This window comes from Micromonospora sp. NPDC051227 (assembly GCF_044455385.1).
GTDB lineage: Bacteria > Actinomycetota > Actinomycetes > Mycobacteriales > Micromonosporaceae > Micromonospora.
Genome location: NZ_JBITET010000006.1, coordinates 372,266 through 396,747, shown reverse-complemented (window position 1 = coordinate 396,747; position 24,482 = coordinate 372,266). Strand labels below are relative to the sequence as shown.

General features: G+C 71.5%; 19 protein-coding genes. 15 read left to right on the top strand and 4 right to left on the bottom strand.

The features are described 5' to 3' along the window. Positions 1 to 12: 12 nt before the first annotated feature. Both ACIA47_RS18470 and ACIA47_RS18465 read right to left on the bottom strand, forming a co-directional pair. A complete protein-coding gene (locus ACIA47_RS18470; RefSeq protein WP_112584497.1) occupies positions 13 to 807 on the bottom strand; it encodes a trypsin-like serine protease in 795 nt (264 codons plus the stop codon). 151 nt (positions 808 to 958) lie between these two features. Beyond that, a complete protein-coding gene (locus ACIA47_RS18465) occupies positions 959 to 1,975 on the bottom strand; it encodes a LacI family DNA-binding transcriptional regulator (protein WP_396709325.1) in 1,017 nt (338 codons plus the stop codon). Between the two features lie 256 nt (positions 1,976 to 2,231). Here ACIA47_RS18465 and ACIA47_RS18460 point away from each other — a divergent pair, with 256 nt between their 5' ends. The 11 genes from ACIA47_RS18460 to ACIA47_RS18410 all read left to right on the top strand — a co-directional run bounded on the left by ACIA47_RS18460 (position 2,232) and on the right by ACIA47_RS18410 (position 15,678). Beyond that, positions 2,232 to 4,586, top strand: a complete 2,355-nt coding sequence (locus tag ACIA47_RS18460; protein ID WP_396709323.1) for an AbfB domain-containing protein — start codon at positions 2,232 to 2,234, stop codon at positions 4,584 to 4,586. Positions 4,587 to 5,066: 480 nt separating this feature from the next. Beyond that, positions 5,067 to 6,359 (top strand): cytochrome P450, encoded by a 1,293-nt coding sequence (locus ACIA47_RS18455; protein WP_396709321.1) that lies wholly within the window; start codon positions 5,067 to 5,069, stop codon positions 6,357 to 6,359. 261 nt (positions 6,360 to 6,620) lie between these two features. After that, entirely contained in the window at positions 6,621 to 7,103 is a 483-nt protein-coding gene (locus ACIA47_RS18450) for a helix-turn-helix transcriptional regulator (protein ID WP_203117103.1), read from the top strand. A 252-nt stretch (positions 7,104 to 7,355) separates the two neighbouring features. Next, positions 7,356 to 9,755 (top strand): nitrate- and nitrite sensing domain-containing protein, encoded by a 2,400-nt coding sequence (locus tag ACIA47_RS18445; protein WP_396709319.1) that lies wholly within the window; start codon positions 7,356 to 7,358, stop codon positions 9,753 to 9,755. A 16-nt stretch (positions 9,756 to 9,771) separates the two neighbouring features. Beyond that, entirely contained in the window at positions 9,772 to 10,176 is a 405-nt protein-coding gene (locus tag ACIA47_RS18440) for a roadblock/LC7 domain-containing protein (protein WP_030490280.1), read from the top strand. Between the two features lie 53 nt (positions 10,177 to 10,229). Further along, the gene (locus ACIA47_RS18435; protein WP_238684964.1) at positions 10,230 to 11,423 is read left to right on the top strand and encodes an ABC transporter substrate-binding protein; all 1,194 of its coding nucleotides are present in this window, start codon (positions 10,230 to 10,232) and stop codon (positions 11,421 to 11,423) included. Then, positions 11,420 to 12,316: a branched-chain amino acid ABC transporter permease gene (locus ACIA47_RS18430; protein WP_203117091.1), complete on the top strand. Its 897-nt coding sequence runs from the start codon at positions 11,420 to 11,422 to the stop codon at positions 12,314 to 12,316. Before ACIA47_RS18435 ends, ACIA47_RS18430 begins: the two co-directional genes overlap by 4 nt. Continuing rightward, the gene (locus tag ACIA47_RS18425) at positions 12,313 to 13,332 is read left to right on the top strand and encodes a branched-chain amino acid ABC transporter permease (protein ID WP_396709316.1); all 1,020 of its coding nucleotides are present in this window, start codon (positions 12,313 to 12,315) and stop codon (positions 13,330 to 13,332) included. Before ACIA47_RS18430 ends, ACIA47_RS18425 begins: the two co-directional genes overlap by 4 nt. Then, positions 13,329 to 14,072, top strand: a complete 744-nt coding sequence (locus tag ACIA47_RS18420; RefSeq protein WP_203117084.1) for an ABC transporter ATP-binding protein — start codon at positions 13,329 to 13,331, stop codon at positions 14,070 to 14,072. Before ACIA47_RS18425 ends, ACIA47_RS18420 begins: the two co-directional genes overlap by 4 nt. After that, positions 14,072 to 14,842, top strand: a complete 771-nt coding sequence (locus ACIA47_RS18415; protein WP_396709314.1) for an ABC transporter ATP-binding protein — start codon at positions 14,072 to 14,074, stop codon at positions 14,840 to 14,842. The genes ACIA47_RS18420 and ACIA47_RS18415 overlap by 1 nt, the downstream gene beginning before the upstream one ends. A 32-nt stretch (positions 14,843 to 14,874) precedes the next feature. Then, entirely contained in the window at positions 14,875 to 15,678 is an 804-nt protein-coding gene (locus tag ACIA47_RS18410; protein ID WP_203117078.1) for a class I SAM-dependent methyltransferase, read from the top strand. A gap of 621 nt (positions 15,679 to 16,299) precedes the next feature. Here the strand turns inward: ACIA47_RS18410 and ACIA47_RS18405 are convergent. Next, the gene (locus tag ACIA47_RS18405; protein ID WP_396709311.1) at positions 16,300 to 17,241 is read right to left on the bottom strand and encodes a hypothetical protein; all 942 of its coding nucleotides are present in this window, start codon (positions 17,239 to 17,241) and stop codon (positions 16,300 to 16,302) included. Positions 17,242 to 17,526: 285 nt separating this feature from the next. On the opposite strand from ACIA47_RS18405, the gene ACIA47_RS18400 reads away from it, so the two are divergent. Then, the gene (locus tag ACIA47_RS18400; protein WP_396709309.1) at positions 17,527 to 18,507 is read left to right on the top strand and encodes an ATP-binding cassette domain-containing protein; all 981 of its coding nucleotides are present in this window, start codon (positions 17,527 to 17,529) and stop codon (positions 18,505 to 18,507) included. Beyond that, positions 18,504 to 19,331: an ABC transporter permease gene (locus tag ACIA47_RS18395; protein WP_396709307.1), complete on the top strand. Its 828-nt coding sequence runs from the start codon at positions 18,504 to 18,506 to the stop codon at positions 19,329 to 19,331. Before ACIA47_RS18400 ends, ACIA47_RS18395 begins: the two co-directional genes overlap by 4 nt. Before the next feature lies 1 nt (position 19,332). Here the strand turns inward: ACIA47_RS18395 and ACIA47_RS18390 are convergent, their stop codons facing one another. Further along, entirely contained in the window at positions 19,333 to 22,515 is a 3,183-nt protein-coding gene (locus ACIA47_RS18390; RefSeq protein WP_396709305.1) for a BTAD domain-containing putative transcriptional regulator, read from the bottom strand. Positions 22,516 to 22,628: 113 nt separating this feature from the next. On the opposite strand from ACIA47_RS18390, the gene ACIA47_RS18385 reads away from it, so the two are divergent. Then, positions 22,629 to 23,462 (top strand): ABC transporter ATP-binding protein, encoded by an 834-nt coding sequence (locus ACIA47_RS18385; protein ID WP_091406882.1) that lies wholly within the window; start codon positions 22,629 to 22,631, stop codon positions 23,460 to 23,462. A gap of 31 nt (positions 23,463 to 23,493) precedes the next feature. Continuing rightward, on the top strand, positions 23,494 to 24,477 hold the full coding sequence (locus ACIA47_RS18380) for an ABC transporter substrate-binding protein (RefSeq protein WP_396709303.1): 984 nt from the start codon (positions 23,494 to 23,496) through the stop codon (positions 24,475 to 24,477). The last annotated feature ends 5 nt before the right edge of the window (positions 24,478 to 24,482 follow it).

The following is a 24,482-nucleotide window of genomic DNA, read 5'->3' as shown; positions in this document are numbered from 1 at the left end:
GCGGGTGTACGGTCAGCCGCCGAGGCTGGCCGCGGCCGAGGCGATCGACGAGGCGAAGTAGCTCACCTGGGTGTAGACACCCGGGTAGTTGGGCCTGGCGCAGCCGTTGCCCCAGCTGACGATGCCGACCTGGATCCAGGCGTTGCTGGCGTCGCGGCGGAACATCGGGCCGCCCGAGTCACCCTGGCAGGTGTCAGTGCCGCCGCTGGCGTAGCCGGCGCAGATCTCCTGGGCGGGGATGAGATCCCCGCCGTAGTTGGCGTTGCAGGTGGAGTCGCTGACGAACGGCACGTTCGCCTTGAGCAGGTAGCGCTGCTGACCGCCGCCCTCGCGCGCGGCGCCCCAACCGGCCACCGTGAAGGTGCCGCTGTCGTACGCGGTGGTGCTGGCGATCGGCAGCGTGCTCAGCCCGGTGACCGGGCTGGCCAGCCGGATCAGCGCCCAGTCACGGCCGGCGCCGTTGTAGCCGGGGGCACGGTAGACGTAGTTGGACCGGACGGTGATCCGGCTGGACGACTGGAGGTCGACCGTCCCGAGCGTCGCGGTGATGCTGGTGTTGGTGCCGGTCGCGCCCACGCAGTGTGCCGCGGTGAGCACCAGCCGGGGGCTGTACAGCGCCCCGCCGCAGCCCATCGAGAGACGCACCATGAACGGGAACTCGCCCTGAGCGGCGCGGGTGCCGCCGACGACGTTCGGCGTCACGGGGCTGTCGGCCGCGGCGGCCGGTGCGGTGAGGGTGAGGCTGGCCGCGGTCACCGCGGCCAACGCGGTGGCCAGCAGGCCAGTGAGGGTACGCCAGCGAACCATGCATTCCTCCGCATCAGGATGGCACGCCTCGTGAGCGCACCGCAGTCGAGATAGCGGTCATCATATTGAGGATTATGAATCTAGTGGGTCATCCTCTCTGGGTCGTACCACCGGCGGTATGGATCTCGCGCGGCGGGCGGGCGGGCGATGGTCAGGCGGCTGGCGTGCCGGTGCTCTGCCGGCGCAGAAGCCGGAACGATGTCTGCACGGTGAGCGGCCCGGCGATTTCCGTGCCCTCGATGCGGGCGATGAGGCGGCGCACCGCGAGACGGCCGATCTCCCTCTTGTCCGGAGCGATCGTGGTGAGGGTCGGGGTAGTGAACCGCCCCTCCTCGATGTCGTCGATCCCGACCACCGCGACGTCCTCGGGCACCCGGTGACCGGCCTCGGCCAGCGCCCGCAGCGCGCCGATGGCGACCAGGTCGTTGTAACCGAACACCGCGTCCGGCGGGTCACCGAGGTCGAGCAGGTCACGCATGGCGCGCATGCCGTCGAGCCGACCGAACGCGTCGGTGCCGGCGACCAACTGCGGTCGGTACGGCAGGCCGGCGGCCGCCAGGGCCTCCCGGTAACCCCGGACCCGCAGGTGGGCCGACTGTCGGTCACCGCCCAGGGTGGCGCCGATGAACGCTATCCGGCGGCGGCCGATCGCCACGAGGTGCCGGATAGCGGCGTGGCTGGCGGCCACGTTGTCGATGGCGATGTGGTCGTGCGGCACGTCGTAGACTCCCTCACCGATCAGCACGAGTGGGCTGCCGGCCGTCCGGGCCAGCACCTCCTCCCGGCCGATGCGCACCGGGCTGAGGATCAGGCCGTCGATGATGCGCTGCCGGGAGCCGTCGAGGAGCGCCAGCTCCGCCCCCCGATCCGCGGCGGTGTTCTCCATGACGAGTGTGTAGCCGAGCGCTGCGGCCTCGGAGATGGCGATCTCGGCGAGCTCGGCGAAGTAGGGGTTGGTCAGCTCCGGGATGGCCAGGGCGATCAGGCCGGTACGGCCCCTGCGGAGGTGCCGGGCGCCGAGATTCGGGCTGTAGCCGAGTTCGTCGATGGCCTGCTGCACCCGTTGCCGGGTCCGCTCCCCCACCGGCCGGTACCCGTTCACCACGTTCGAGACCGTGGCCAGCGAGACACCGGCGCGCTGGGCGATGTCCTTCAGGTTGACGCCCATCCCCAACCTTTCGCGAATTCGACCGGGCCGGCCGACCGGGCATTGACGAACAAGCATTGACGGGAGGGTCGGCGCGGCTCTATAACGTTAAACAGGTGATGATGGATGTCAATATTCCGGCCGCCGTTGCCGGGTGGAGATCCCACCGACATCCGTCGCTGACGCCCGTCCCTCGTCAATGACCACCCGATGCCCACCACCCGCGCGCTTCGGGCCTGGCTGCACCGCCCGCGGCGACTCCTCACCCGGAGACGGCATGACACGTCACGTCCCCATCCGCCCCGCCCTGCCACTGCTGCTCGCCATCGCCCTGGTCGCCGGCGTGCTCGCCGCGCCCGCCTCGTCGGCGTACGCCGCACCGGCCAAGACGCCGCCACTGACCACCCCCTGGACCAGCCAGGCGCTGGCCGGCACGCCACTGCCCGAGTACCCGCGGCCCCAGATGACGCGGCCGGACTGGCTCAACCTCAACGGCGAGTGGCAGCTACGCCAGTCGGCGACCGACGACGCCCCGCAGTTCGGCACCAACCTGCCCGAGCGGGTCAACGTGCCCTTCCCTGTGGAGAGCGCCCTGTCCGGCATCCAGCGGGCCGCCAACGACAACCGCAACTACCTGTTCTACCGACGCACCGTCACCATCCCGGCGAACTGGTCGGGTCGGCGCACCCTGCTGCACTTCGGCGCCGTCGACTGGCAGAGCACCGTCTGGGTCAACGGTGTCCGGGTCGGCGCGCACACCGGCGGCTACGACGCCTTCACCTTCGACGTGACGCCCCAGCTCACCACCGGGACGAACGAGATCGTCGTCAAGGTCTGGGATCCCACCGACACCCGGCAGAACGGCAGCCTGCCCGCCATCGGCAAGCAGACCAAGACGCCCAGCGGGATCTTCTACACCCCCAGCTCCGGAATCTGGCAGACGGTGTGGATGGAGCCGGTGCCCGCCGCCTCGATCAGCAGCGTGGACGTCTACCCGAACCTCGCCAACAACACGGTGCGGGTCCGGGTCTTCACCCGAGGCGACGTGAGCGGGCACAGCGTGCTCGCCGAGGCGCTGAACGGCACCACAGTGGTCGGCTCGGCCACCGGCGGCTTCACCGACTTCAGCGTGCCGGTGCCCAACGCTCGCCGCTGGTCACCCGACGACCCGTTCCTCTACAACCTCCGGGTGACCCTTCGCGGCGCCACCGGCGCCACAGTGGACCGGACCACGCACTACTTCGGGATGCGGGAGATCACCACCGGCCTGGTCAACGGGGTGCTGCGCCCCAAGCTCAACGGCCAGTTCGTGTTCCAGGTCGGCACCCTCGACCAGGGCTACTGGCCGGACGGGCTCTACACCGCGCCCACCGACGCCGCCCTCGCCTTCGACCTGCAGAAACACAAGGACCTGGGCTTCAACATGGTGCGCAAGCACATCAAGGTCGAGCCGCAGCGCTGGTTCTACCACGCCGACCGGCTCGGCCTACTGGTCTGGCAGGACATCCCGTCGCTGACCGCACAGGACGTGAACCCCACCGACGCCCAGCAAGCGCAGTTCGAGGCCGAGGCACGCGAGATCGTCGACGAGCACCGCAGCTCACCCGCCGTGATCGCGTACACGCCCTACAACGAGGGCTGGGGCGAGCGGTCCCTCGCCGACACCCGGCGGGTCGCACAGAACATCAAGAACCAGGACCCGACACGTCTGGTCAACCCGCACAGCGGCCACAACTGCTGCCAGTCCCTCGGCAACCCCGGCAACGGCGACATCGACGACTGGCACGTCTACCTCGGCCCGGACTCGCCCGTACCGTCGAGCAGCCGGATCGCGGTGCTCGGTGAGTTCGGCGGCCTGGGCCTGCACACGCCGGGCCACGAGTACAGCCCTAGCGGCAACTTCTTCGCGTACGAGTGGCAGTCCAGTTCGAACGCCCTCACCGACCGGTACGTGGGGCTGGTGCAGGGCACCCAGAACCTGATGCTCGGCAAGGGGCTCAGCGCCTCGATCTACACCGAGATCACCGACCTGGAGGGTGAGCTGAACGGGTTCCTCACCTACGACCGACAGGTGATCAAGATGGACCAGGCGCGGGTACGCTCCGCCAACACCGCCCTGATCAACGCCTCGAAGGCCATCGGCAGTTCGGCACCCGTCGCCCTGCCGGTCAACACCCGCCGGTCGTTGCAGGTGACCACGCCCGGCTTCACCAACCGCTACCTACGCCACCAGGACAGCCTGGCCTACACGGAGGTGGTCGACGCCGCGAGTTCCAGCCTGCTCAAGGCCGACGCCACGTACGCCGTCCGGCCCGGTCTGGCCGGTGCCGGTTGCTACTCGTTCGAGTCGGTCAACTTTCCCGGGCAGTACCTGCGCCACCAGAACTCCCGGGTCCGCAACTCGCCGGACGACGGCTCCGCGCTGCTGCGCGCCGACGCCACCTGGTGCGCCCGTACCGGCCTGACCGGCACCGGCGTGTCGCTGGAGTCGTACAACTTCCGAGGTAGGTACCTGCGGCACTACAACGCGGAGGTCTGGCTCAGCAACGGCGCCGGCGGCGACGCGTACAACACGCCGACGTCGTGGACCGCCGACAGCACCTGGAACATGGCCGCCCCGTGGGCGCCCTGACCGCTGCGCGCTGACCGGGCCGTTGCGACAAGAAGAAGCGCGGGGGTTCCGGCGTGGGCCGGAACCCCCGCGACGCGTGGACGGCGTGTCGCGGGCCGGCTCGGCCCGCCCGGGGCTCGGCCCCTTCCGTCGGCGCCGGCCCCTTCCGTCGCGGTCGGTGACCGGACTCCGGCGTCACTCGTCGTCTCGGGGGTCGTTTCCCCGGTCATGAGCGAAAGCGGCGAGTTGATTGCACCGTCCGGCCGGGTCGACTTCGGGGCAAGGACCGCGCCGCAACTTGCATCTGGCCAGGTTCGCTCCGCTGTTGCAACACGCAATTAAGCCGACCAATAAATAGACGAGAACCAATCTTGACTTGTGCGGCCGGCCAGCGCACCGTAAAGAGCCAGAGGCAGATGCACGCCATTATCGGCCCGGCTGAAGTGGATCGCCAAATGGGAGCGCTGCCGGTTTAGCGCCGCGTGCATCAGGAGGCTTTCCATGCGGTTGAATCCGTTCACCGGGCTCTATCTCACCGATCCGGCAAGCATGTGGCGACGCATTCTCGACGATCCCGACGGGGTGCACTACGCCGAGGATCTGGGCCTGTGGTTGATCAGCCGGCACGCACACGTCCGGCGGGCCCTCGCCGACGCCACGACATTCGCCAACGCTCTCACCCTCGCCCCGGTCTACGAGGTGTGTCCATCGGCACTGAACGTGATCATGCAGATCGACGCGCCACCCACGACGGCCGCCGCGGACCCGCCGACGCACCCGCGCACCCGCCGGGCCCTACGGGCGACCTTCGCGAACACCGCCGAGCGGGTCGAGGCTGAGTACGGAGAGATCATCCGACGCCGGGTCGACCAGCTGGTGTCCCGTCTCGCCGCCCGCCAGGGCGACCATGTCGACCTGATCCCGGAGTTCGCGACCGAGCTCCCCCTGCTGGTGGTCCTGGACATCCTCGGGGTGCCCGACGCCGACATCGGGCGCATCAGGAGTTGGGCGGACGGCCAGATCGCCCTCATCTGGGGGCAGCCGGACCCGGCCGAGCAGGTACGCCTGGCCCAGGGCCTGCTGGAGTTCTGGCACTACTGCGAGGACCTGGTCCGCCGACGGCTGGACAGTGGACACCGGGGCGAGGACTTCATCAGCCGCGCCCTGGAATACCGGGACGACGACGACAGCGTGCTGACGGTGCCCGAGGTGGCGAGCCTTGCCTTCAACCTCCTGGTCGCGGGCCACGAGACCACTGCCGGGTTGCTCGCGCACGCGCTCGACCAGGCTCTGTCCACCCCCCAGCGCTGGTCGGCGATCACCGCGGACCCGGGGCTCGTCCCCGCCTTCGTGGGCGAGACGCTGCGGTTCGCGCCCGCCATCGACGGGTGGCTGCGGGTGACCACCCGAGATGTCACAGTGGGGGCGGTGACGATCCCCGCCGGGGCGCGTTGCCTGCTGTTGATCGGAGCCGCGAACCGGGACCCGGCGGCGTTTGATGACCCGGACCGGTTCGACCCACACCGGGCCGATGTGGGCAATCACCTGTCGTTCGGCCACGGTCCACATTTCTGCATCGGCGCGGGATTGGCGCGGCTTGAGGCCGGGATCGCCCTCAGCCGGCTCGCCGAAGCCATTCCCGGGCTAAGGTTGGCACCGGAGCAACATCGCTCATACAAACCCAATGTCGCGTTTCGTGCGCACCGCACGCTGCTCGCCACAATCGGCGTTCCGGCACCCGCGGACGTGTTGGCGGCACGGAATGGCGCGACGGCCGAAGTGCACGCCGCCTGAGAACTCGCGAGCGCCAGCGGTGCTGACCTGCGGACAGGTCGAGGGTGGGATGGGCGACGTGGCCCGCTCCACCCGGCGCATCCGGGTGCCGACACCGGGGCCGGCGCGCACCTTTCCCGCTTTTCCCGACGATCCATGCCGGTGAACGTCTTCACACTCATCGCGTCCTGGGTTAAGAATTGCCCTCTGTGAATGTTCGGCTCATCGGCCAATCTCGATCTGGTGGCCGCCGCTGAATGTCCGTTCCACGAAGGTGAGCGCATGGAGCACACGTCCCCGTCGAGCTCGGCTCACTCTGCGGCCAGTCAGCGGTTCCGACGGGAGTTGCGCGACTGCCGCGTCCAACGGGGCCTGACCCAACGAGCCCTGGCGGACCTGGTGCGGTTCAGCAGGGAGACGGTCGCGGCGGTCGAGTCAGGGCGCCGGTTCGGCAGTCACGAGTTCGCGCTGCGCTGCGACGACGTGCTCGGCACCGGCGGCCGGCTGGCCGCACTGTGGCCCCAGGTCGCGGCCGAGCAGTTGGCGGCCGACGGTCGCCGAGGCCCCCGCGCGCCGGAACCGGCTCGACTGGATCGGCAGGTGCCGCGTCAGCGTGGACGGCGTGACGCGCGCGACCCGGGCGCGGTGGTGGACGCGATCGACGAGCTGCGTGAGCTGATCGGCCAGGTGCTCAACGGTCAACCCGGATCGGATGAACCGGAGCGGCGACACCCGCCGGCCGGGCCCCTCGACCACCAGCGCTGACCCGACGAATCCGCTACGACCTCGGGGCGTCACCGGTCGCTGACGTTGGGTACAGATGCTGGTACGGGCAGTTTGTACCACGGCCAGGTCTGGTCTACGAGCGCGACTTCCGGCCGAATGGGACTTGCATTCGGCAACGTGCGATAGACCGTCATCGACGAGTCGTGGGAGTCAATCTTGGCGTCGAGCACCCGGTCCCACGCGGCCAGACCCTACCCGACCCGTCGACGCGGTTGGAAGATTGCCGGCCGAATGCGGCTCATCGTCGCAGCCCCGCTCGTCGCCGTGATCGGCTTCGCCGGTCTCGCGCTGACCGAGAGCGCACGCCAGACGGCCCGGGCCAGCGACCTGCGGATCCTGGCGCAGGTCGGTGCCGAGGCCGGCGACCTGGCCTACCGGCTGCAACGCGAACGCATCGCCGCCGCCGACCTGCTCACCTATGCCCGGCCGGAGCAGCAGGACGCCTTCGGCGCGGAGATGGTCGCCACCGATGACGCCGTCGTCCGCTACCGCGGGCAGCGTGACCGGCTGTCCACCGACAACGACACCAACACGGCTCTGCTGCGGCGCATCGACGCGGCACTGGACGGCCTCGCCCCGCTGCGCACCCAGGTGCGCACCGCCACGCACGCGTCGGTGTCGGCGATGACCTTCAGCTACCGCATCGCGATAGCCGACCTCATCAACTTCCGGGAGAACGTCTCGCACGGCGTGGTCGACGCCCAGCTCGCCGACGGGATCCGGGCCTCGGCGGCGCTGTCGAAGACGGCCGAGGCCATCGGTCAGCAACAGGTGGCCGTGCTGCGCGCCGTCGCCGGCGGCGAGCTGACCCCGGCCATGCAGCAGGACATCACCGCGGCCCGCACCAGCTACACGGAGTCGAGCCTGTCGTTCCTGGCCCTGGCCCCACCGGAGTGGAGCGTCTGGTGGGAGCAGGCTGGCACCGGCAAGGAGGCTCTCACCCTGCAACGGATGCAGGACGAGGTGTCCCGGGCCCAGCCGGGGGCGCAACTGAAACTGGAGACCGACGCCTGGGTGTCCACCACCCAGACGCGCGCCGCCCGGCTGGCCGACCTGCGCGCCCGGGTCGACGACGCGGTCCGCGACGACGTTCGGGCCGCGCACGCCGACCAGCGCCAACGGGCCGTTGCCGAGGCGGCCAGCGTCCTCCTGGCCCTGATCCTCACCGCGCTGGTGACCTGGGCCGTCGCGCGGCAGATCACCCGACGGCTGCGCCGGCTACGGGACGCGGCCAACGCGGTGGCCTTCGAACAGCTCCCTGCCGTGGTGGCCCAGCTCCAACAGCCCGGCAGCGCCACCGTCGACCCACAGAAGCTGGCCCACCAGCAGTCCAGTGCCGCCCTCGAACCGTCCAGCGACGACGAGATCGGCGAACTGGGTCAGGCGTTCAGTGCCGTGCACCAGGCCGCGGTGCGGACCGCTGCCGAACAGGCCGTCATGCGTGCCAACACCGCGGACATCTTCATCCACCTGAGCCGCCGCGAACAGCGACTGGTCGACGCCGTCCTGGCCCAGGTCGACCTGGTCGAGCGGGACGAGACCGACCCCGACCGACTCGACCAGCTGTACACACTGGACAACCTGGCGACCCGGATGGGCCGGATCAACGCCAGCCTGCTGGTACTCGGCGGTGTCGGCGTGGGTCGCGTACGCCAGCGCGACGTCCCGCTGCAACAGGTGCTCCAGGCAGCGCTGTCCCAGATCGAGCACTACGCGCGGGTCCGGCTCGGCATGATCGACGGGGACGTCGCGGTGGCCGCCAAGACCGTCGACGAGGTCGTGCACCTGCTCGCCGAGCTCATGGACAACGCCACGACGTACTCGCCGCCGGGCAGCGAGACCTGGGTGAGCGGCCGGAGCCTGGGAGACCGCGTCATCGTCCAGATCAGCGACGAGGGCGTGGGGCTGTCCGCGCAGCGGATGCAGCAACTCAACGAGCTGCTGGCCCGCCCACCGGCCATCGACGTGGCCGCCGTACGGGCGATGGGGCTGGTCGTGGTGGGCCAGCTCGCGGCCCGGCTGGGCGCCACCGTCCAACTGCGACGCGGCCCCCGACGCGGCATCCTCGCCGAGGCGACACTGCCCGCGGCCATCATCCGGTCGCTGCCACCGGAGGAGTACCTGCTCGCACCCGGCCGGCTGTCGCGGCGGGCAGCGCGGACGCCCGCCCCCCCGCCGCCGTACCAGCCGCGCCCCGAACCCACCGCCGGACGCCCGCCGGCCGAACGGACCCTGCCGGCCGCGCCGGTCTTCCGACCGGCTCCCCCACCCCCGGACCGGGGTGACGCGCCCACCGAGGAGCTGCTCATCTTCGAACAGGTCAACCACTGGTTCCAGAACGACGTCGTCGACGGTCAGGACGGCCAGAACGGCCAGCAGTGGTCCAGCCCCGCCGACGACGCCTGGCGTACGGCCGCCCAGGCCCACACCCCCGACGTCGCCACGACCACCAACTCCGGCCTGCCCAAACGGCAGCCGCAACGGCACCTCGTGCCCGGCGGTGTGACAGTGCCCCAGCAGCAGCAACGGTCCGAGTACCGCGACCCGGCACAGGTGGCGACGGCGATGGCCGCGTACGCGCGGGGCGTGGCGAACCGACGGCGCACCCCGATCAACCTCGCCAACAAATAACGCGACAGGAGAGCACGTGACCGACCAACAGGATCTCGGCTGGCTGCTGGACAACTTCGCGGCCCGCGCGACCGAGGTCAGCCACGCGATCGCCATTTCCAGCGACGGCCTGATGGTGGCCGCCACCCGCGACCTGCCACCGGACCGGGCCGATCAGTTGGCCGCCACGGGTAGCGGGCTGGTCAGCCTGCTGCGGGGGGCGGCGGCCTTCTTCGACGCCGGCGCGGTGATCTCCAACGTCACCCAGCTCGAGGGCGGGTTCATGTTCTCCATGGCCTTCAACGACGGCGCCTCGCTGCTGGTGCTCGCCGCGCCCGAGTGTGACGTGGGCAAGGTCTCCTACGAGATGACCGAGCTGGCCAACCGCATCGGGGACGCGCTGACCCCCGCTGCCCGAGCGGCGCTCGCCCGCAGCCGCTGACCACCCCGGCGCCCCCACGCCGGAGACCCCTTCCCCTTCCTCTGGAGTTAGACATGCCTCTCACCACGCCTTGGCGCAGCCGTGCCCTCACCGCCGCGCTGCTCGCCGCCGTGCTGACCACCAGCACGGCCTGCGGCGACGACGCTCCGGGCACGAGCGCCGGCGGCTCGATAAAGATCGGTCTGCTCGCCTCGCTGTCCGGGACGTACCAGGCGGTCGGTACGGAGATCCGCGACGGCTTCCAGCTCTACCTGGACACCCACGACGGCAAGTTGGGCGGCCGGCAGGTCGACCTCATCGTCGCGGACGAGGGCAACGGCGCCCAGACCGCGGTCCCGGCGGCGACCAAGCTGCTCAAGCAGGACCGGGTGTCCGCGCTCACCGGCATCGTCGGTGGTGGCTCGGTCGCCGGAGTCACCCCCGTGCTCAACGAGACCAAGGTGCCACTGGTCGGCTCCAACGGCCGGCCGGAGCTCAAGGACGTCTCCCGGGTCTGGCACACCTCGTACCTCTCCGACGAGCCCGGGGCGGCGATCGCCCAGCACGTCCGCGACAACGTGAAGGGCTCCGTGTACGCGATCGGCCCGGACTACCAGGGCGGTTGGGACGAGCTGCGCGGCTTCACCGACGCGTTCGGCAAGATCGGCGGGAAGCTCGCGAACGCCGACGGCAAGACGACCTTCACGCCGTTCCCGGCCACCACCAACTTCCTCCCGTACTTCGCCCGCATCAAGGCCTCCGGCGCGGCGGCCGTCTACACCTTCTACGCCGGCAGCGCCGCCGTCGACTTCGTGAAGCAGTACGCACAGTCCGAGATCAAGGACATCCCGTTGTACGCGGCCGGGTTCCTCACCGAGGGCGGCGTGCTCAACGCGCAGGGCGAGGCCGCCCGGGACATCTACTCGGTGCTCAACTACTCGCCCGACCTCGACAACGCGGAGAACCGCGCCTTCGTGGCCGCGTGGAAGGCGAAGCACGACGGTTCGCCGACGACCTACGCGCTGGCCTCGTACGACGCGGCGGCAGTGTTGGACCGGGCGATCGGCGCCGCCGGAAGCGACCCGACCCCCGAGGCCATCAACACGGCCATCGGCCAACTCGGCCAGATCGCCAGCCCGCGCGGCACCTGGCAGTTCTCCACCACCACGCACTCCCCCGTGCAGAAGTGGTACCTGCGGCAGGTCCGCCAGGACGGCCGGGCGCTGTCCAACACCGTCGTGGGCGACCTCGCGACCGTCGGCCGGTGATAGCGGTGGCGGCCGGCACGAACCGAATCGACCCGTACCTGATCCCGGCGTTGGACGGAGTCGCCTACGGGCTGCTGGTGTTCGTCGCCGCGTCGGGCCTGGTCTTCTGTTTCGGCGTCGCCAACATCCTCAACCTGGCGCACGGCCTGCTCTACGCGATCGGCGGGTACACCGCCGCGGCGCTGCTCGACGGCGGCTGGGCGAGCCTGGCGTTGGCCCTCGCCGTCGGTGTGCTGGCCGCCGCCGCGGCGGGGGTGCTCCTGGCCGGTCTGCTCACACCGGTCGCCACCGGCAATCACCTGAGTCAGGCGCTGCTGACGTTCGGGGTGGCGCTGGCCGGCGGCAGCCTGCTCGTCGCCGCCTTCGGACCCGACAACCCGCAGGTCCAGGTGCCCGCAGCCCTGGAGGGGTCGGTGATGGTCGCCGGCCACCGCTACGCCGCGTACCGGTTGGTGTTCATCGTCGTCGCCGCCCTGCTCGCCGCCGCCCTCTACCTGGTGGTGCGACGCACCAGGGCCGGGATGCTGGTCCGGGCGGCCGTCGACGACCCGGAGATGGTCGCCTGTCTGGGCGTGAGTCCGGCACGGATCCGGGCCGGTGTGCTCGCCGCCGCCGGTGCGCTGGCCGGCGCGGCCGGGGTCCTGGGCGCGCCCATCATCGGCCCCGGCACGGGCACCGCCGACACGGTGCTGCTGCTCTCCCTGGTGGTGGTCGTCCTCGGTGGCCTCGGGTCGATGGCGGGCACCCTGCTGGCCGCGCTCGCGATCGGCGAGATCCAGACGCTGGGAGTGGCGTTGCTGCCGTCCGCCGCGCCGTTTCTGCTGTTCGCCGCCATGGCGGCCGTGCTGGCCGTGCGGGCTCGTGGCCTGGCCGGTAGGTGGAGGGCGGCATGAGGGGTGAGGTGATCCGGCGAGTTCGGGGCGGCATCGCGGCACTCGTTCTGGTCGGCCTGGTCGTGGCGCCCTGGGTGGTCGACGACTACACCACGGCGATCCTCGCCCGGACGCTGGCGCTGGCCCTGGTCGGGGTGAGCGTGGCCCTGCTCACCGGCGTCGCCGGCATGCCCACCCTCGGCCAGACCGCACCGTACGCGGCGGGCGCCTACGCCTGCGCCGTGGTCGGCAGCCGAGTCTCCGACGTCGGCGTCGTGCAGCTCGTCGTCGCGGCGGCCGCCGGGGCGTTGCTGGCCGCGCTCACCGTGCCGCTCGTCGTCCACGCCCGAGGGGTGATCGTCCTGATGATCACCCTGGCGATCGGCGAACTCGTCGTCATCGTCCTCGGGCGGTGGCGGTCGGTGACCGGTGGCACGGACGGGCTGGCCGGCATCCCACCGGTCCGCCCGTTCTGGGGGCTCCCGGCCCTGGCCGACGATCAGGCCCGTTACCTGTACGCCCTGGTCGTCGTGACCATGCTGGTCGGCGCGGTGCTGGTGCTGCTGCGTACCCGGGCCGGGCTGGTGCTGCGTGCCGGCCGTGACGACGAGACGCGGTTGCGGGCCAGCGGTCACCGGGTGGCGCTGCACCTGTCCGGCGCGCACATCGCCGCCGGGGCGATCGCCGGTGCCGCCGGCTCGCTCCTGGTCGTCGCCCAGCAGTACATCTCCCCCGCCGACTTCGGCTTCGACACCTCCGCGCTGCTGCTGCTCGGTGTCGTCATCGGAGGCACCGCCTCGGTGGGCGGTGCCCTGGTGGGTGCGGCGTTGGTCATCGCCGTCCGGGACTGGCTGTTCGGGGTGCTGCCCGGCCACGCGCCACTGGTGCTGGGCGCGCTGTTCGTGGCGACGGTCTACCTGCTGCCCAGCGGCGTCAACCGGGCCCGGGGTCGGCTGCGCCCGCCGGGCGCCCCGGCGCTACAGCCGGACCAGCCAGCCGCCCATGATCAGACCACCGTTGCGGAGCTGCACCGATGACCGGCCTGCTGGAAGCCCAGGAGATCAGCGTGCGGTACGGCTCGCTCGCCGCACTCGACGGCGTGGACCTGCGCATCCACGACGGCCAACGGCACGCGTTGATCGGCCCGAACGGGGCCGGCAAGACGACCCTGCTCAACGTGCTCGGCGGGTCCACCCGGCCGCAGCGCGGCACGGTGCGGTTCGACGGACGGGACGTCGGTCGGCTCGGGCCGGCGGCCCGAGCGCGGCGGGGCATCAACCGCATCCACCAACGACCCGCGGTCTTTCCGACGCTCACCGCGACGGAGAACGTCGTGGTGGCCGCGCTGCCCCGAATCATCCCACGCCGCCGGTGGTGGCCGGGCGGACGCCGACGCGCCGCGCAGCGCCTGGCCGGCCCACTGCTGGACCAGATGGGGCTCACCGCCGTCGCGGCGGTGCCCGCCGGGCACCTCGCGCACGGGCAACGACGCCAGTTGGAGATCGCGATGGCCCTGGCCGGTCGCCCCCGCCTGCTGCTCCTCGACGAACCGGCGGCCGGGCTGTCCGCCATCGAGGTCGGCCGGCTGGTCGAGCTGCTCCAGGCGCTGCCCAGGGCAGTCGCCGTGTTGCTTGTCGAACACCGACTGGACCTGGTGTACGCCCTCTCCGACACGGTCACGGTGCTGCGCGACGGTCAGACGTTGGCCGCCGGCACACCGGACGAGATCCGTACCTCGCCGCTGGTGCGGCAGGCCTACGCCGACGGAGTGGCCTGATGCTCACTGTGGATCGTCTCTGCGCCGGCTACGGCGGGGGAATCGTCCTGCACGAGGTCAGCCTGCGGGTACGCCCGGGCAGCATCCAGGCTGTGGTGGGCCGCAACGGGGCGGGCAAGAGCACGCTCGTGCACACCATCGCCGGGCTGGTGCGGGCGTCCAGCGGTCGCATCGAGATCGGCGGCGTGCACGTCGCCGGCCGACAACCACATCGCATCGCCCAGTCCGGCGTCGGTCTCGTTCCGCAGGGCCGACGGGTCTTCTCCCGGTTGACAGTGGCCGAGCACCTGCACCTGGCGGCCGCGCCGTGGCGGGCCCCCACCTCCGGCGGCGAGGGCTGGACGGTCGCCCGGACCCTGGAACTGCTGCCGAGGCTGGCGGTACGGCTGCGACACCGCGGCTGCGAACTCTCCGGCGGCGAGCAGCAGATGCTGGCGATAGCCCGTGCGCTGCTCGGCCAACCCCGGGTGCTGCTGCTCGACGAACCATGTGAGGGGCTCTCGCCCGATCTGGCCGCCCGGGTCCGCGAACTCGTCACCGGTCTCGCCGCCGACGGCCTGACCGTGCTGCTCGTGGAGCAGCAACTCCAGCACGCCATCGAACTCGCGGACCGGGTGGCGGTCCTGGAGTACGGCCGGGTGGTCTACGACCGGCCGACCGCTGAGGCCCGCCGCGATCCGGCCCCACTGGCGGCGATGTTGAGGGTCGCAGCCGTTGCGCCGCCCCCGGCCAACCGATCGATCCCTCGGCTCTGGGCCGACACCCCGTAGTCACCCGACCATTCACGGAGAGGTAGACACCGATGACAACCGCTACGAGCGATGACACGTACACGTTCGACAACGGAGCACCGGACGCCGTTCCCCAGATGCACGCGCTGGAGTCCTTCCTGGATCCGATCACGACACGTCGGCTGGCCCGCCCGGTGCTGGAACCGGGCGCTACCTGCTGGGAGGTCGGGGCGGGTGGCGGCTCGATGGCCCGGCGGATGGCCCGCGCGGTCGGCGACGACGGGCACGTGCTGGCCACCGACATCGACCCCACCCACCTCGTGGCCGAGGGCAACCTGCACGTACGCCAGCACGACGTGCGCACCGAACCGCCACCCGGGGACGCGTTCGACCTGATCCACGCCCGGCTGGTGCTGCTGCACCTCCCCGATCGACGACGGGTCCTGCGCTCGCTCACCGGCGCGCTGGCGCCCGGCGGGTGGCTGGTGGTCGAGGAGTTCGACTGCACCGCGCCGCAGCGGGTGCTGACCGCCCCGACCGACGACGCCGCGAAGCTCTTCGCGCAGGTCATGGACGCCATGATGGGTGTCCTGGAGGACCACGGCGCCGACCTGGGCTGGGCGCAGGACGTACACACCGAGATGGCCCTCGCCGGTCTGACCGACCTGGACACCATCACCCACTCGCAGAGCTGGGCCGGCGGGTCGACCGGAACATCGCTCTACGAGACCAACTCCCGCCAGTTGGAACCGGACCTGCTGGCCGCCGGGCTGTCGCCCCAGCAACTGCACGTCTTCCGACGGCTGCTCCGTGACCCCGGGTTCGCCGTCATGTCGTACCACTTCGTCTCCACGCGGGGCCGCCTACCGAGCTGAGCAGGCGGACCACCGCGCGGAGCGCGGTCGCGCCGTCCGTACCTCTCCCGCCGCAGCACCTCCCCCCGCGCTGCGCTCCGGACAGCCCTACGACGGCGCCGACCGCACCGGCCGGGCTCCCCGCGAGGGAGCCCGGCCGCCCCGCGCCCCGCGCCCCGCGCCCGCACCCCGCCCCCGCGCCCCGCCCCCGCGTCGCCCCGCGCCCCGCCCCGCCCCGCCCCGCCCCGCCGATCTTGCACTTTCGGTTGACGGTACGCGCGGAATCTCCGCTATGTCGGGACAGAATGTGCAAGATCGCGGGACGAGGGCGGGCTGGCCTCGTGGATCATGGACTTGTGGTGCCTGAATCCGTGCTATTCAGGGCTTTTGTTGCCCACCACAACCCCATGATCGACAAGGTGGTGCGGGGGCTGATGGACAACTACTCCACCTGACGCGAGGGTGTTGCTGTCAGACTGCCCGGGTGTTCGTCAGGCTTGCCGAAAGGCAGAACTCCGACGGCTTCCTCGGCTTGGCGGCCCAGGTCGAGTGCTGGTTCGGCCCATGGCGGCAACGAAGCTGTTCAGGAGGGTCTGACCGGGCCCGGAGGGGACGATGCGGGCACCGAGCCGAGCCCTGGGCTCAGCGCGGAGTGGTCTCCTGGCCGGCCAGGACGATCAGGTCGTCGGGGCGGGCCGGCAGCGGCGCTGTCGCCCCGTCGAGCCACACGAGGTAGCCCACCGGCGGACCTGACCGACCCCACCGGGCACCGATGATCGTGGCCGACTTCGCCTGGTGCGGCTCAGTGAGCAGGCGTACCCGGGTGCCCGGCGCGTGTCCGTCGTCGGCGACGATGAGCAGCGCGTCGAGGATCTGCCGGGCACCGGCGACGGGCAGCCCCGGAACGTACGGCTCGCCCGCGCATCCCAGACGCGGCGTCATCATCGTGCTCAACAGCGCGGTCTGCCGGATCGCCTCCTGGCGGACCTGCCCGTCCACGCTACGTTCGGCGGTGGTCAGCGCCTTCTGGATGCGCGACCAGAGGGCCACCGGCTCCTGCTCGAGCAGGCGGCGGGCCTCGCGGTCGATGTCGGCGCAGGCCGTGTCGAGCGCGGTGTCCTCGCCGAGTTCCGCGATCCAGGCGAGGTCCCCCACCTCGGGCAGCAACCCTGGCGACTCGGCCACGATCACGATGTACAGCATCGCGAGCAGTTCCTCGCGGCCCTCGCCGTGATAGAGCGAGCCCACCCCGCTGCCGGTACGCCCACGGCTGGGCGGGAACCGCTCGACGAGGTGCCGCGCGCGGCCATGGGGCAGGACCGCGGCCCGCCTGCTGTCCGACACCCGCTCCGCGAACGACCGCCGCTCACGACGTTGGACGAGCAGCTGGCGGTGCGGATCGAACCCGATCGGATAGATCGTCCGCCCGTACCGGGAAAGGGTTTCACCGGGCCGGAGGCCGACCGCTTCAAGTTGCCGGGCGGCCTCCGAGTAGGCGACGCCAGCCCGGGCGGCATGTTCTCGGATGGCGCGCTTGCGGGCGCGCCCCGGGGCTGGGGTCCGTCGGGGGGTGGAATCAGACATGACGCCTCCGGTGCAGCCCCACGCACTCCACCGAACAGGCGGCGTGACCGGCACGCCGGGAGTCGACAGATCGGCGCGGAGTCGGAGACTCTTGGCCCCAGGCATGCGGTCGGGCGTGGGCCACCACATCGGGCGCTGGCAGGCGCTCTGCCGTGGCCAGCATACCGGGACGCCGACCGTCGGTGTGGATGCGCACACACTGGCCGCCCTCCCTCTCGGCCCCGGTGTCAGCCCGTGTCGGTGGCGTGTCGGGGCGGTGTCAGCGGGCCCGCGCAGACTCGGCGCATGACAGCTGACCTGGTGATCGAGGCCGAGGGCCTCGTGAAGACGTTTGGGAAGACGAGGGCGCTTCAGGGCGTGGACCTCGCCGTACCCCGTGGGACGGTGCTCGGGGTGCTCGGGCCCAACGGCGCCGGCAAGACCACCGCCGTGCGCATCCTCTCCACCCTGCTCGCCCCGGACGGCGGGACCGCCCGAATCAGCGGTTTTGACGTGGTACGGGACGCCGAACGAGTTCGGCAGAGCATCGGCCTCACCGGCCAGTACGCCTCGGTCGACGAGGACCTGACCGGGCGGCAGAACCTGGAGCTGTTCGGCACCCTGCTGGAGCTGGGGCGCGCCGGCGCCCGGCGACGGGCCGCCGAACTGCTCGACTGGTTCGACCTGACCGATGCCGCGAACCGTCCGGCCAAGACCTACTCCGGCGGCATGCGGCGACGGCTGGACCTGGCCGCCAGCCTCGTCGGCTCCCCCGACGTGATCTTCCTGGACGAGCCGACGACCGGGCTCGACCCGGCCAAACGCGAGGACATGTGGGACGTGGTCCGTTCGCTGGTCAACAACGGCTCGACGGTGCTGCTCACCACCCAGTACCTGGAGGAGGCCGACGCGCTCGCCGACGCGATCACGGTGATCGACCACGGCCGGGTCATCGCGCACGACACCCCCGAAGGGCTCAAGCGGGTGGTCGGCGGGCAGACCCTGGAGGTCCGACCGTCCGATCCGGCTCAACTGCCCCGCACCGCGGAGATCCTGACCCAGGTCGGTTCCGGCGCGCAGGCCGACGAGATCCGCAAGGGCGTGCTCGCGGTGCCGGTCACCGACGACGCGGCCCTGACCGAGAGCGTCGCGCGGTTCGCCACGGCCGGCATCGCGGTCACCGAACTCTCCCTGCACCTGCCGAGCCTCGACGAGGTGTTCTTCACCCTCACCGGGCGTACGGCGTCTGTTGACGACACCACCCGCCCCACGGAGGTCGCGGCATGAGCACTCTGACCGACACAGCGCCCACGAGAAGTCGCGCGCTGTCGAACTCCGCGCCGAACCCTCGGCCGTTCCGGCTGGTCCGGCATTCGTTGGCGCTCGCCAAGCGCAGCCTCATCAAGACCTGGCGTACGCCCGAGGCGCTCATCGACGTCACTTTGCAACCGGTGCTGTTCCTCATCATCTTCGTGTACGTCTTCGGCGGGGCCGTCGCCGGATCGACCCACGACTACCTGCAGTTCCTGCTGCCCGGCATCCTGGCGCAGACGATCGCGACCGGCGCCATCGCGATCGGCGTCAACCTCAACACCGACATCGCCAAGGGCATCTTCGACAGGTTCCGGTCGTTGCCGATCCCCCGCTCCGCACCACTTGTCGGCGCGGTCCTCGGCGACGTGGTCCGGTACGTGATCGTCACCGTGTCGACCCTCGCGATCGGCTACGTGATGGGTTTCCGGATCGACACCGGCCCGTTCCGGGCGGTCGCCGGGTGTCTGCTCGCGGTGCTGTTCGCGCTCTGCCTGAGCTGGCTGCCGGTGCTGGTGTCGATGAAGGTGCGCACCGCGGGTGCCGTGCAGGGTGTGATGTTCGCGTTGATCATGCCGCTGAGCTTCGCGTCCAACGTGTTCGTCGGCGCCGACACCCTGCCGGGCTGGATGCAGGCGTTCGTGGACGTCAACCCGATGACCCACCTGGTGGCGTCGGTACGCGGGCTGTTCCTCGGCACCCCACTGGGCAACCACGTGTGGTGGACGCTCGCCTGGTGCGCCGGCTTCGTGGCGGTGTTCATGCCGTTGGCGCTGCGGGCGTACCGCAAGAAGATCTGAGTCAGGCGAGCAGGTCGTCCATCAGCTCGCGGATCCGGCTGACGGCCGCGGCGGGTGGCCGCTCGCGCCACGCGGCCAGCAACGGCTCACGCTGCTCCTCGTTCCCGAGGATGGCGTTGAGCCGTTCGCCGTTTTCAAAGGGGAAGAACATCTCGATCTGGGTGCCGATCCGCTTCGCGAGTACGGCCAGTTCGCGGGCGGCGTCGACGTCACCCCGGTACGCCGCGAACTCCGCGCCGCCCGACGCCCACGCCCCGATCACCGGCAGATCCCGTGAGGTCAGCGCATCGTCGCGGGCGAGCGACAGCATCGCGGCCGCCTGGATCGTGGCGTTGTTGCCCGACACCCGCCCAACCTGGGCCACCCGCAGATAGATGATCGCCGTCGTGGCCCGGAGCATCACGCGCGGCTGTGGCTGCGGCCCGACCCAGCCGGCAAGGACGCGCGTCACCTCGTCGGCGCGGGCGAGCGCCTCGTCGTACCGCTCACGTTGCCAGGCGAGGTGCGCCAGGCCGAGCAGCGCCTGCGCGGCGTCGATCTGCTCGGCCTGGCCCAGCGCGGCCGTCTCGCCCAGTCGCCGCTCCGCCTCGGCGTCACCGGTCAGGGCGAGCTGCACGTCCAGCCGTACCCGGATCGACCGCGCGTCCTGCGTGGCGCCGACGAGCTCCATGTGCCGGACGCTGCGGGTCAGCCACTCGGCCGACCGGGCATCCCCGCCCGGGACCAGGAACTGCCCGACCGCACCCGCCGCCATCGCCATGCCCCAGTGGTCTCCGGCGGCCTCGAAGCGGTGGTAAGCCTGCTCGGCGTCGCTGATCGACGCTTCCGGCAGGCCGCCGTTCTCCCGTACCGCCGCGCGCGCGAACAGCCCCAGCCCCTGCACGTACGGGTCCGGGTGCACGACCATCTCGGTCGCGCTCTTCAGGCTCTGCTCCAGGTCGGACGCGTCGAAGCCGGGCAGCGCCGACGCGAGAGCGGTCATCCGGGACGACACCTCGCCGGGGCGTTCGTTCTGGAGCGTCCGCAGGGCCCGCCGGGCGAGCACGGCGGGCCGCAGATCGGCGCTGACGCCGGCGTTCACGCTGATCACCACGCACGTCCAGGCCAGCCGGTCGGCGTTGGGCAGTGGCCGGCCGCTGGCCGCGCCGCGCAGGATCGCCGACCGCAGCCGCCGCTGCGGGTCGTCGATGTGCAGCAGCCCGCGCGCCCAGGCGAGGACCTCCAGGTGCAGGCCCCGCACCGACCAGAGGTGGAACAGCGCGGTGGCGACGTCGACGGCGGCGGGCTCGTCGTCCGCTCCCATCGCCCATCGCAGGCCGGCGACCAGGTTGTCCTGCTCGGCGGCGCAGCGGTGCAGCGCCTCGACCTGGCCGGGGCCGATGAAGCGGCCGGCCAGCGCGACGGCCTGCTCCCGCGCCCACCTGACCAGGCCGGCCATGGCCTGATCCCGGGCACCGGCCGCGTCCAGCCGGGCCTCGCCGTACTCGCGGACCGTTTCGAGCATGCGGTAGCGCGGCGGACCGTCCCCCTCGACCAGGGTCAACAGGGATTGTTCGACGAGGGTCGCCAGGCCGCGACGGACGTCCGGGGCCTGCGCGACGGCGGCGGCGAGGTCCGCGGTGAACGGCGCGGGGATGACCGCGACCCGCTGGAGCAGGTCGCGGTCGACCTCGGCGAGCAGTTCCCTGCTCCAGTCGACAAGCGCCCACAGGCTCGCGTGCCGCTCGGGCAGGCCGCGCAGGGCGTCGTCGAGCAGCGCGAACCGGTCGGTCAGCCCGGCGAGCACGTCGTCGATCGGCATGTGCCGCAGTCGTGCGGCGGCCAGTTCGAGGGCCAACGGCAGGTTGTCGAGCCGGTGGCACAGGGCGAGCGCCCGCTCGGTGTCCCAGGTCGGTACGGCGCCACCGGCCCGTGCCCGGGACTCCACCAGCGCGAGCGCGTCGGCGTCCGGCAACGCGGTCAGCCGGTGCACCAGCTCGCCGACCAGGCCCAGTGGGGCGCGGCTCGTCGCGAGCACCGCGACGTCAGGTGAGGCCGCCGCGACCAGGTCCGCGACGACGACGGCCACCGCGTCGAGCACGTGCTCGCAGTTGTCCAGCACCACCAGCCCGTCCAGGTCCGGCGCCACCGCGCGCAGCCGCTCCTCGGGGCTGAGGACCCGCCGTTCCAGACCCAGATTGCCGCCGGTCGCCGTGGTGTCCGCACCACCGAGCGCGGCGAGCACAGTGGGCAGCACCTCGTCGGGCGAGCGCAGACCAGCGAGTTCGATCACGCGTACCGCCTGCCCACCCGCTGCCGTACGCCTGGCCACCTCGGCGGCGAGCCGGGTCTTGCCCGCCCCGCCGGTCGCCACGATCGTCACTACGGGTGTCTCGGCGAGCGCGTCGGTGACGGCCTTGACGTCCCGCTCCCGCCCGACGAGGGCGGCCATGGGGCGGCGCCACGCGGCGGGCAGCGTGATCCGCGCCTGTTGCCGGGGCGGCGCCGCCCCGGCGGGCGGTGCGGTGAGTTCGCCGCGCAGCAACGCCAGGTGGACGCTCGTGATCACGGGCGACGGGTCGGTGCCGTAGCGGTCGGCCAGGTCGGCGCGCAGCCGCTCGACCACCTCCAGCGCCTCTGCCTCCCGTCCCTGCGCGGCAAGCACCCGGACGAGCAGGGCGGCGGAGGGCTCGTCCGGCGGCGTACGCGCGACGAGCCGGCCCAGGTCGACCTCGTCGAACGGGCCCACGCCGGCGAGTGCCGCCTGCGCGCGCAGCGCGGCGACGTCCGCGAACAGCCGGGTGTCCTCGGCGCTGACCAGCTCTGGCACCTCGGGGAACAGGGCCCGCGCCTGATCGGCCAGGCCGCGGGCGGCACGGAGGTCACCGCACCGGAGTACGGTGCGCGCCTGGTCGACGAGGGCGCGCGCCTCGACCGCGTCGACGGTGATCTCCTCGGCGGGCAGCCGGTATCCGCCCGGCACCGCGACCACGGGCAGCCCGAGACGGCGCACCCGGGACACGAGCGCCTGGACGGCGCCGGTCGCGTCGTCGGGTGGCACCCCGTCCCAGACGGCGTCCACGAGCAGGCTCACGGAGACCGCCCGCCCCCGCGCGTCGACGAGCGCGCGGAGCACCGCCGCGAGCCGTTCACCCCGAACGGGCTGGCCGTCGACGGCGAGTGGGCCGAGGGTCGCGATCTGCACGGACCCAGCATCCCCCACGCGCGCATTGACCCGACGACCACCGGTCCGCGAGGCCGGTCACCGTCCCGCGACCGGCTTGACAGGCCGTCATTTGGTTAGGTTAGCCTAACCTCATGCAGAACGAGTTGGCGTCGGTCAACGGGGAGCGCAGCCTGTCCGGCGTCGACCTCCGTCTGGGCTATCACGGTGTGCCGGTGGTGCACGGTGCCGTGATCAACCTGCGCGCGGGTGCCGTCACCGCACTGGTGGGGCCCAACGGCAGCGGCAAGTCCACCCTGCTGCGGGCCCTGGCCCGGCTGCACCCGATCGAGGCCGGAATCGTGCACCTGGCCGACGGCGTCACGGCTGCCAGCCTCGCGGCCCGGGAGTTCGCCCGGCGGGTCACCCTGCTCGCCCAGAGCCGGCCGGTGCCCAGCGGAGTCACCGTCCGCGACGTCGTCGGCTACGGCCGCCATCCCTACCGGGGGCGCTGGCGCACCGAGGACCCGGACGGTCCCGCCGCCATCGCACGCGCCATGGACGTCACCGGCGTCGCCGCAATGGCCGATCGTCCCGTCGACGAACTCTCCGGAGGCGAGTTGCAGCGGGTCTGGTTGGCCACCTGCCTCGCCCAGGACACCCCGGTTCTGCTCCTCGACGAACCCACCACGTTTCTCGACCTGCGCTACCAGGTGGAGATCCTCGACCTGGTCCGTGACCTCGCGGACGATCACGGCGTCGCCGTCGGCGTCGTGCTGCACGACCTCAACCAGGCAGCCGCCGTGGCGGACGAGGTGGTCCTGTTACAGCAGGGCCGGGTCCGCGCCACCGGCACCCCGGCAACGGTGTTCACCGAGAACGCCCTCACCGAGACCTACGGGATCCGCATCGAGGTGACCACCGATCCGCTCAGCGGACTGGTCACCACCCGCCCGGTCGGGCGGCACCAGATCCGCGCCCTGGTCTGAACACCCCCAACCACAGCAGAGAAAGACCGTCATGACCCGTACCCGTTTCACCGCCCTCATCGCCGTCATGGCCGCGCTGACGCTCGGCGCCTGCGGCACCACCGAGAAGACCGCCACTCCCGAGACCTCCACCTCGGCGGCCGGCGGCCCGGTCACCGTCACCGACAGCCGGGGCAAGGAGATCACCCTCAAGGCCCCGGCGACCAAGGTCGTCGGTCTCGAGTGGGGTGAGGTCGAGATGCTGGTCAGCCTGGGCGTCATGCCGGTCGGCGTGGCTGACCCGAAGGGCTACGGCACCTGGGTCACCTCGGCGAAGCTCGACCCCGGCGTCAAGGACGTCGGCACTCGCGGCGAGCCCAGCGTCGACGCGATCGTCGCCCTCCAGCCCGACCTCGTCGTGATGGAGGACGACCGGGGCGCCAACATGGTCAGTCAGCTGGAGAAGTTCGTGCCCGTGGTGGTCGCCAAGGGCAGTGACGCCACCGACAACCTCGGCCGGATGCGCACCGACCTCAACATGATCGCGAAGGCGGTCGGCAAGACCACCGAGGCGGAGAAGCTGCTCACCGACTTCGACGCGGCCATCGCCGACGGCAAGAAGAAGATTGCCGACGCGGGTGCCGCCGGCCGTCCGTTCGCCATCGCCGACGGCTGGAAGGAGGGCAGCACCGTCAGCATCCGGATGTTCGGCAAGGGCGCTCTGGTCTCCCAGATCGGCATCCAGCTCGGCCTCACCAACGCCTGGACCGGCAAGACCGATGAGCTGTGGGGCCTGGGCCAGACCGACGTCGAGGGGATGACGGTCCTCAAGGACCCGAACATGCACCTCTTCTACAACGCCTCCGACGGCGACGACGTGTTCGCCGACGGTCTCGCCGGCAACGCCATCTGGAAGTCGCTGCCCTTCGTGCAGCAGGGCAACCTGCACAAGATGCCCAACGGCATCTGGACCTTCGGCGGTCCGCTCTCCGGCAAGCAGTACATCGACGAACTCGTCAAGACGTACACGGTGTGAGCGTG

What these genes read in the sequence shown, in the direction of transcription:
- ACIA47_RS18470 (WP_112584497.1), bottom strand. Translation starts at nt 807, where the DNA reads ATGGTTCGCTGGCGTACCCTCACTGGCCTGCTGGCCACCGCGTTGGCC.
- ACIA47_RS18465 (WP_396709325.1), bottom strand. Translation starts at nt 1,975, where the DNA reads ATGGGCGTCAACCTGAAGGACATCGCCCAGCGCGCCGGTGTCTCGCTG.
- ACIA47_RS18460 (WP_396709323.1), top strand. Translation starts at nt 2,232, where the DNA reads ATGACACGTCACGTCCCCATCCGCCCCGCCCTGCCACTGCTGCTCGCC.
- ACIA47_RS18455 (WP_396709321.1), top strand. Translation starts at nt 5,067, where the DNA reads ATGCGGTTGAATCCGTTCACCGGGCTCTATCTCACCGATCCGGCAAGC.
- ACIA47_RS18450 (WP_203117103.1), top strand. Translation starts at nt 6,621, where the DNA reads ATGGAGCACACGTCCCCGTCGAGCTCGGCTCACTCTGCGGCCAGTCAG.
- ACIA47_RS18445 (WP_396709319.1), top strand. Translation starts at nt 7,356, where the DNA reads ATGCGGCTCATCGTCGCAGCCCCGCTCGTCGCCGTGATCGGCTTCGCC.
- ACIA47_RS18435 (WP_238684964.1), top strand. Translation starts at nt 10,230, where the DNA reads ATGCCTCTCACCACGCCTTGGCGCAGCCGTGCCCTCACCGCCGCGCTG.
- ACIA47_RS18425 (WP_396709316.1), top strand. Translation starts at nt 12,313, where the DNA reads ATGAGGGGTGAGGTGATCCGGCGAGTTCGGGGCGGCATCGCGGCACTC.
- ACIA47_RS18420 (WP_203117084.1), top strand. Translation starts at nt 13,329, where the DNA reads ATGACCGGCCTGCTGGAAGCCCAGGAGATCAGCGTGCGGTACGGCTCG.
- ACIA47_RS18415 (WP_396709314.1), top strand. Translation starts at nt 14,072, where the DNA reads ATGCTCACTGTGGATCGTCTCTGCGCCGGCTACGGCGGGGGAATCGTC.
- ACIA47_RS18410 (WP_203117078.1), top strand. Translation starts at nt 14,875, where the DNA reads ATGACAACCGCTACGAGCGATGACACGTACACGTTCGACAACGGAGCA.
- ACIA47_RS18405 (WP_396709311.1), bottom strand. Translation starts at nt 17,241, where the DNA reads ATGTCTGATTCCACCCCCCGACGGACCCCAGCCCCGGGGCGCGCCCGC.
- ACIA47_RS18400 (WP_396709309.1), top strand. Translation starts at nt 17,527, where the DNA reads ATGACAGCTGACCTGGTGATCGAGGCCGAGGGCCTCGTGAAGACGTTT.
- ACIA47_RS18395 (WP_396709307.1), top strand. Translation starts at nt 18,504, where the DNA reads ATGAGCACTCTGACCGACACAGCGCCCACGAGAAGTCGCGCGCTGTCG.
- ACIA47_RS18385 (WP_091406882.1), top strand. Translation starts at nt 22,629, where the DNA reads ATGCAGAACGAGTTGGCGTCGGTCAACGGGGAGCGCAGCCTGTCCGGC.
- ACIA47_RS18380 (WP_396709303.1), top strand. Translation starts at nt 23,494, where the DNA reads ATGACCCGTACCCGTTTCACCGCCCTCATCGCCGTCATGGCCGCGCTG.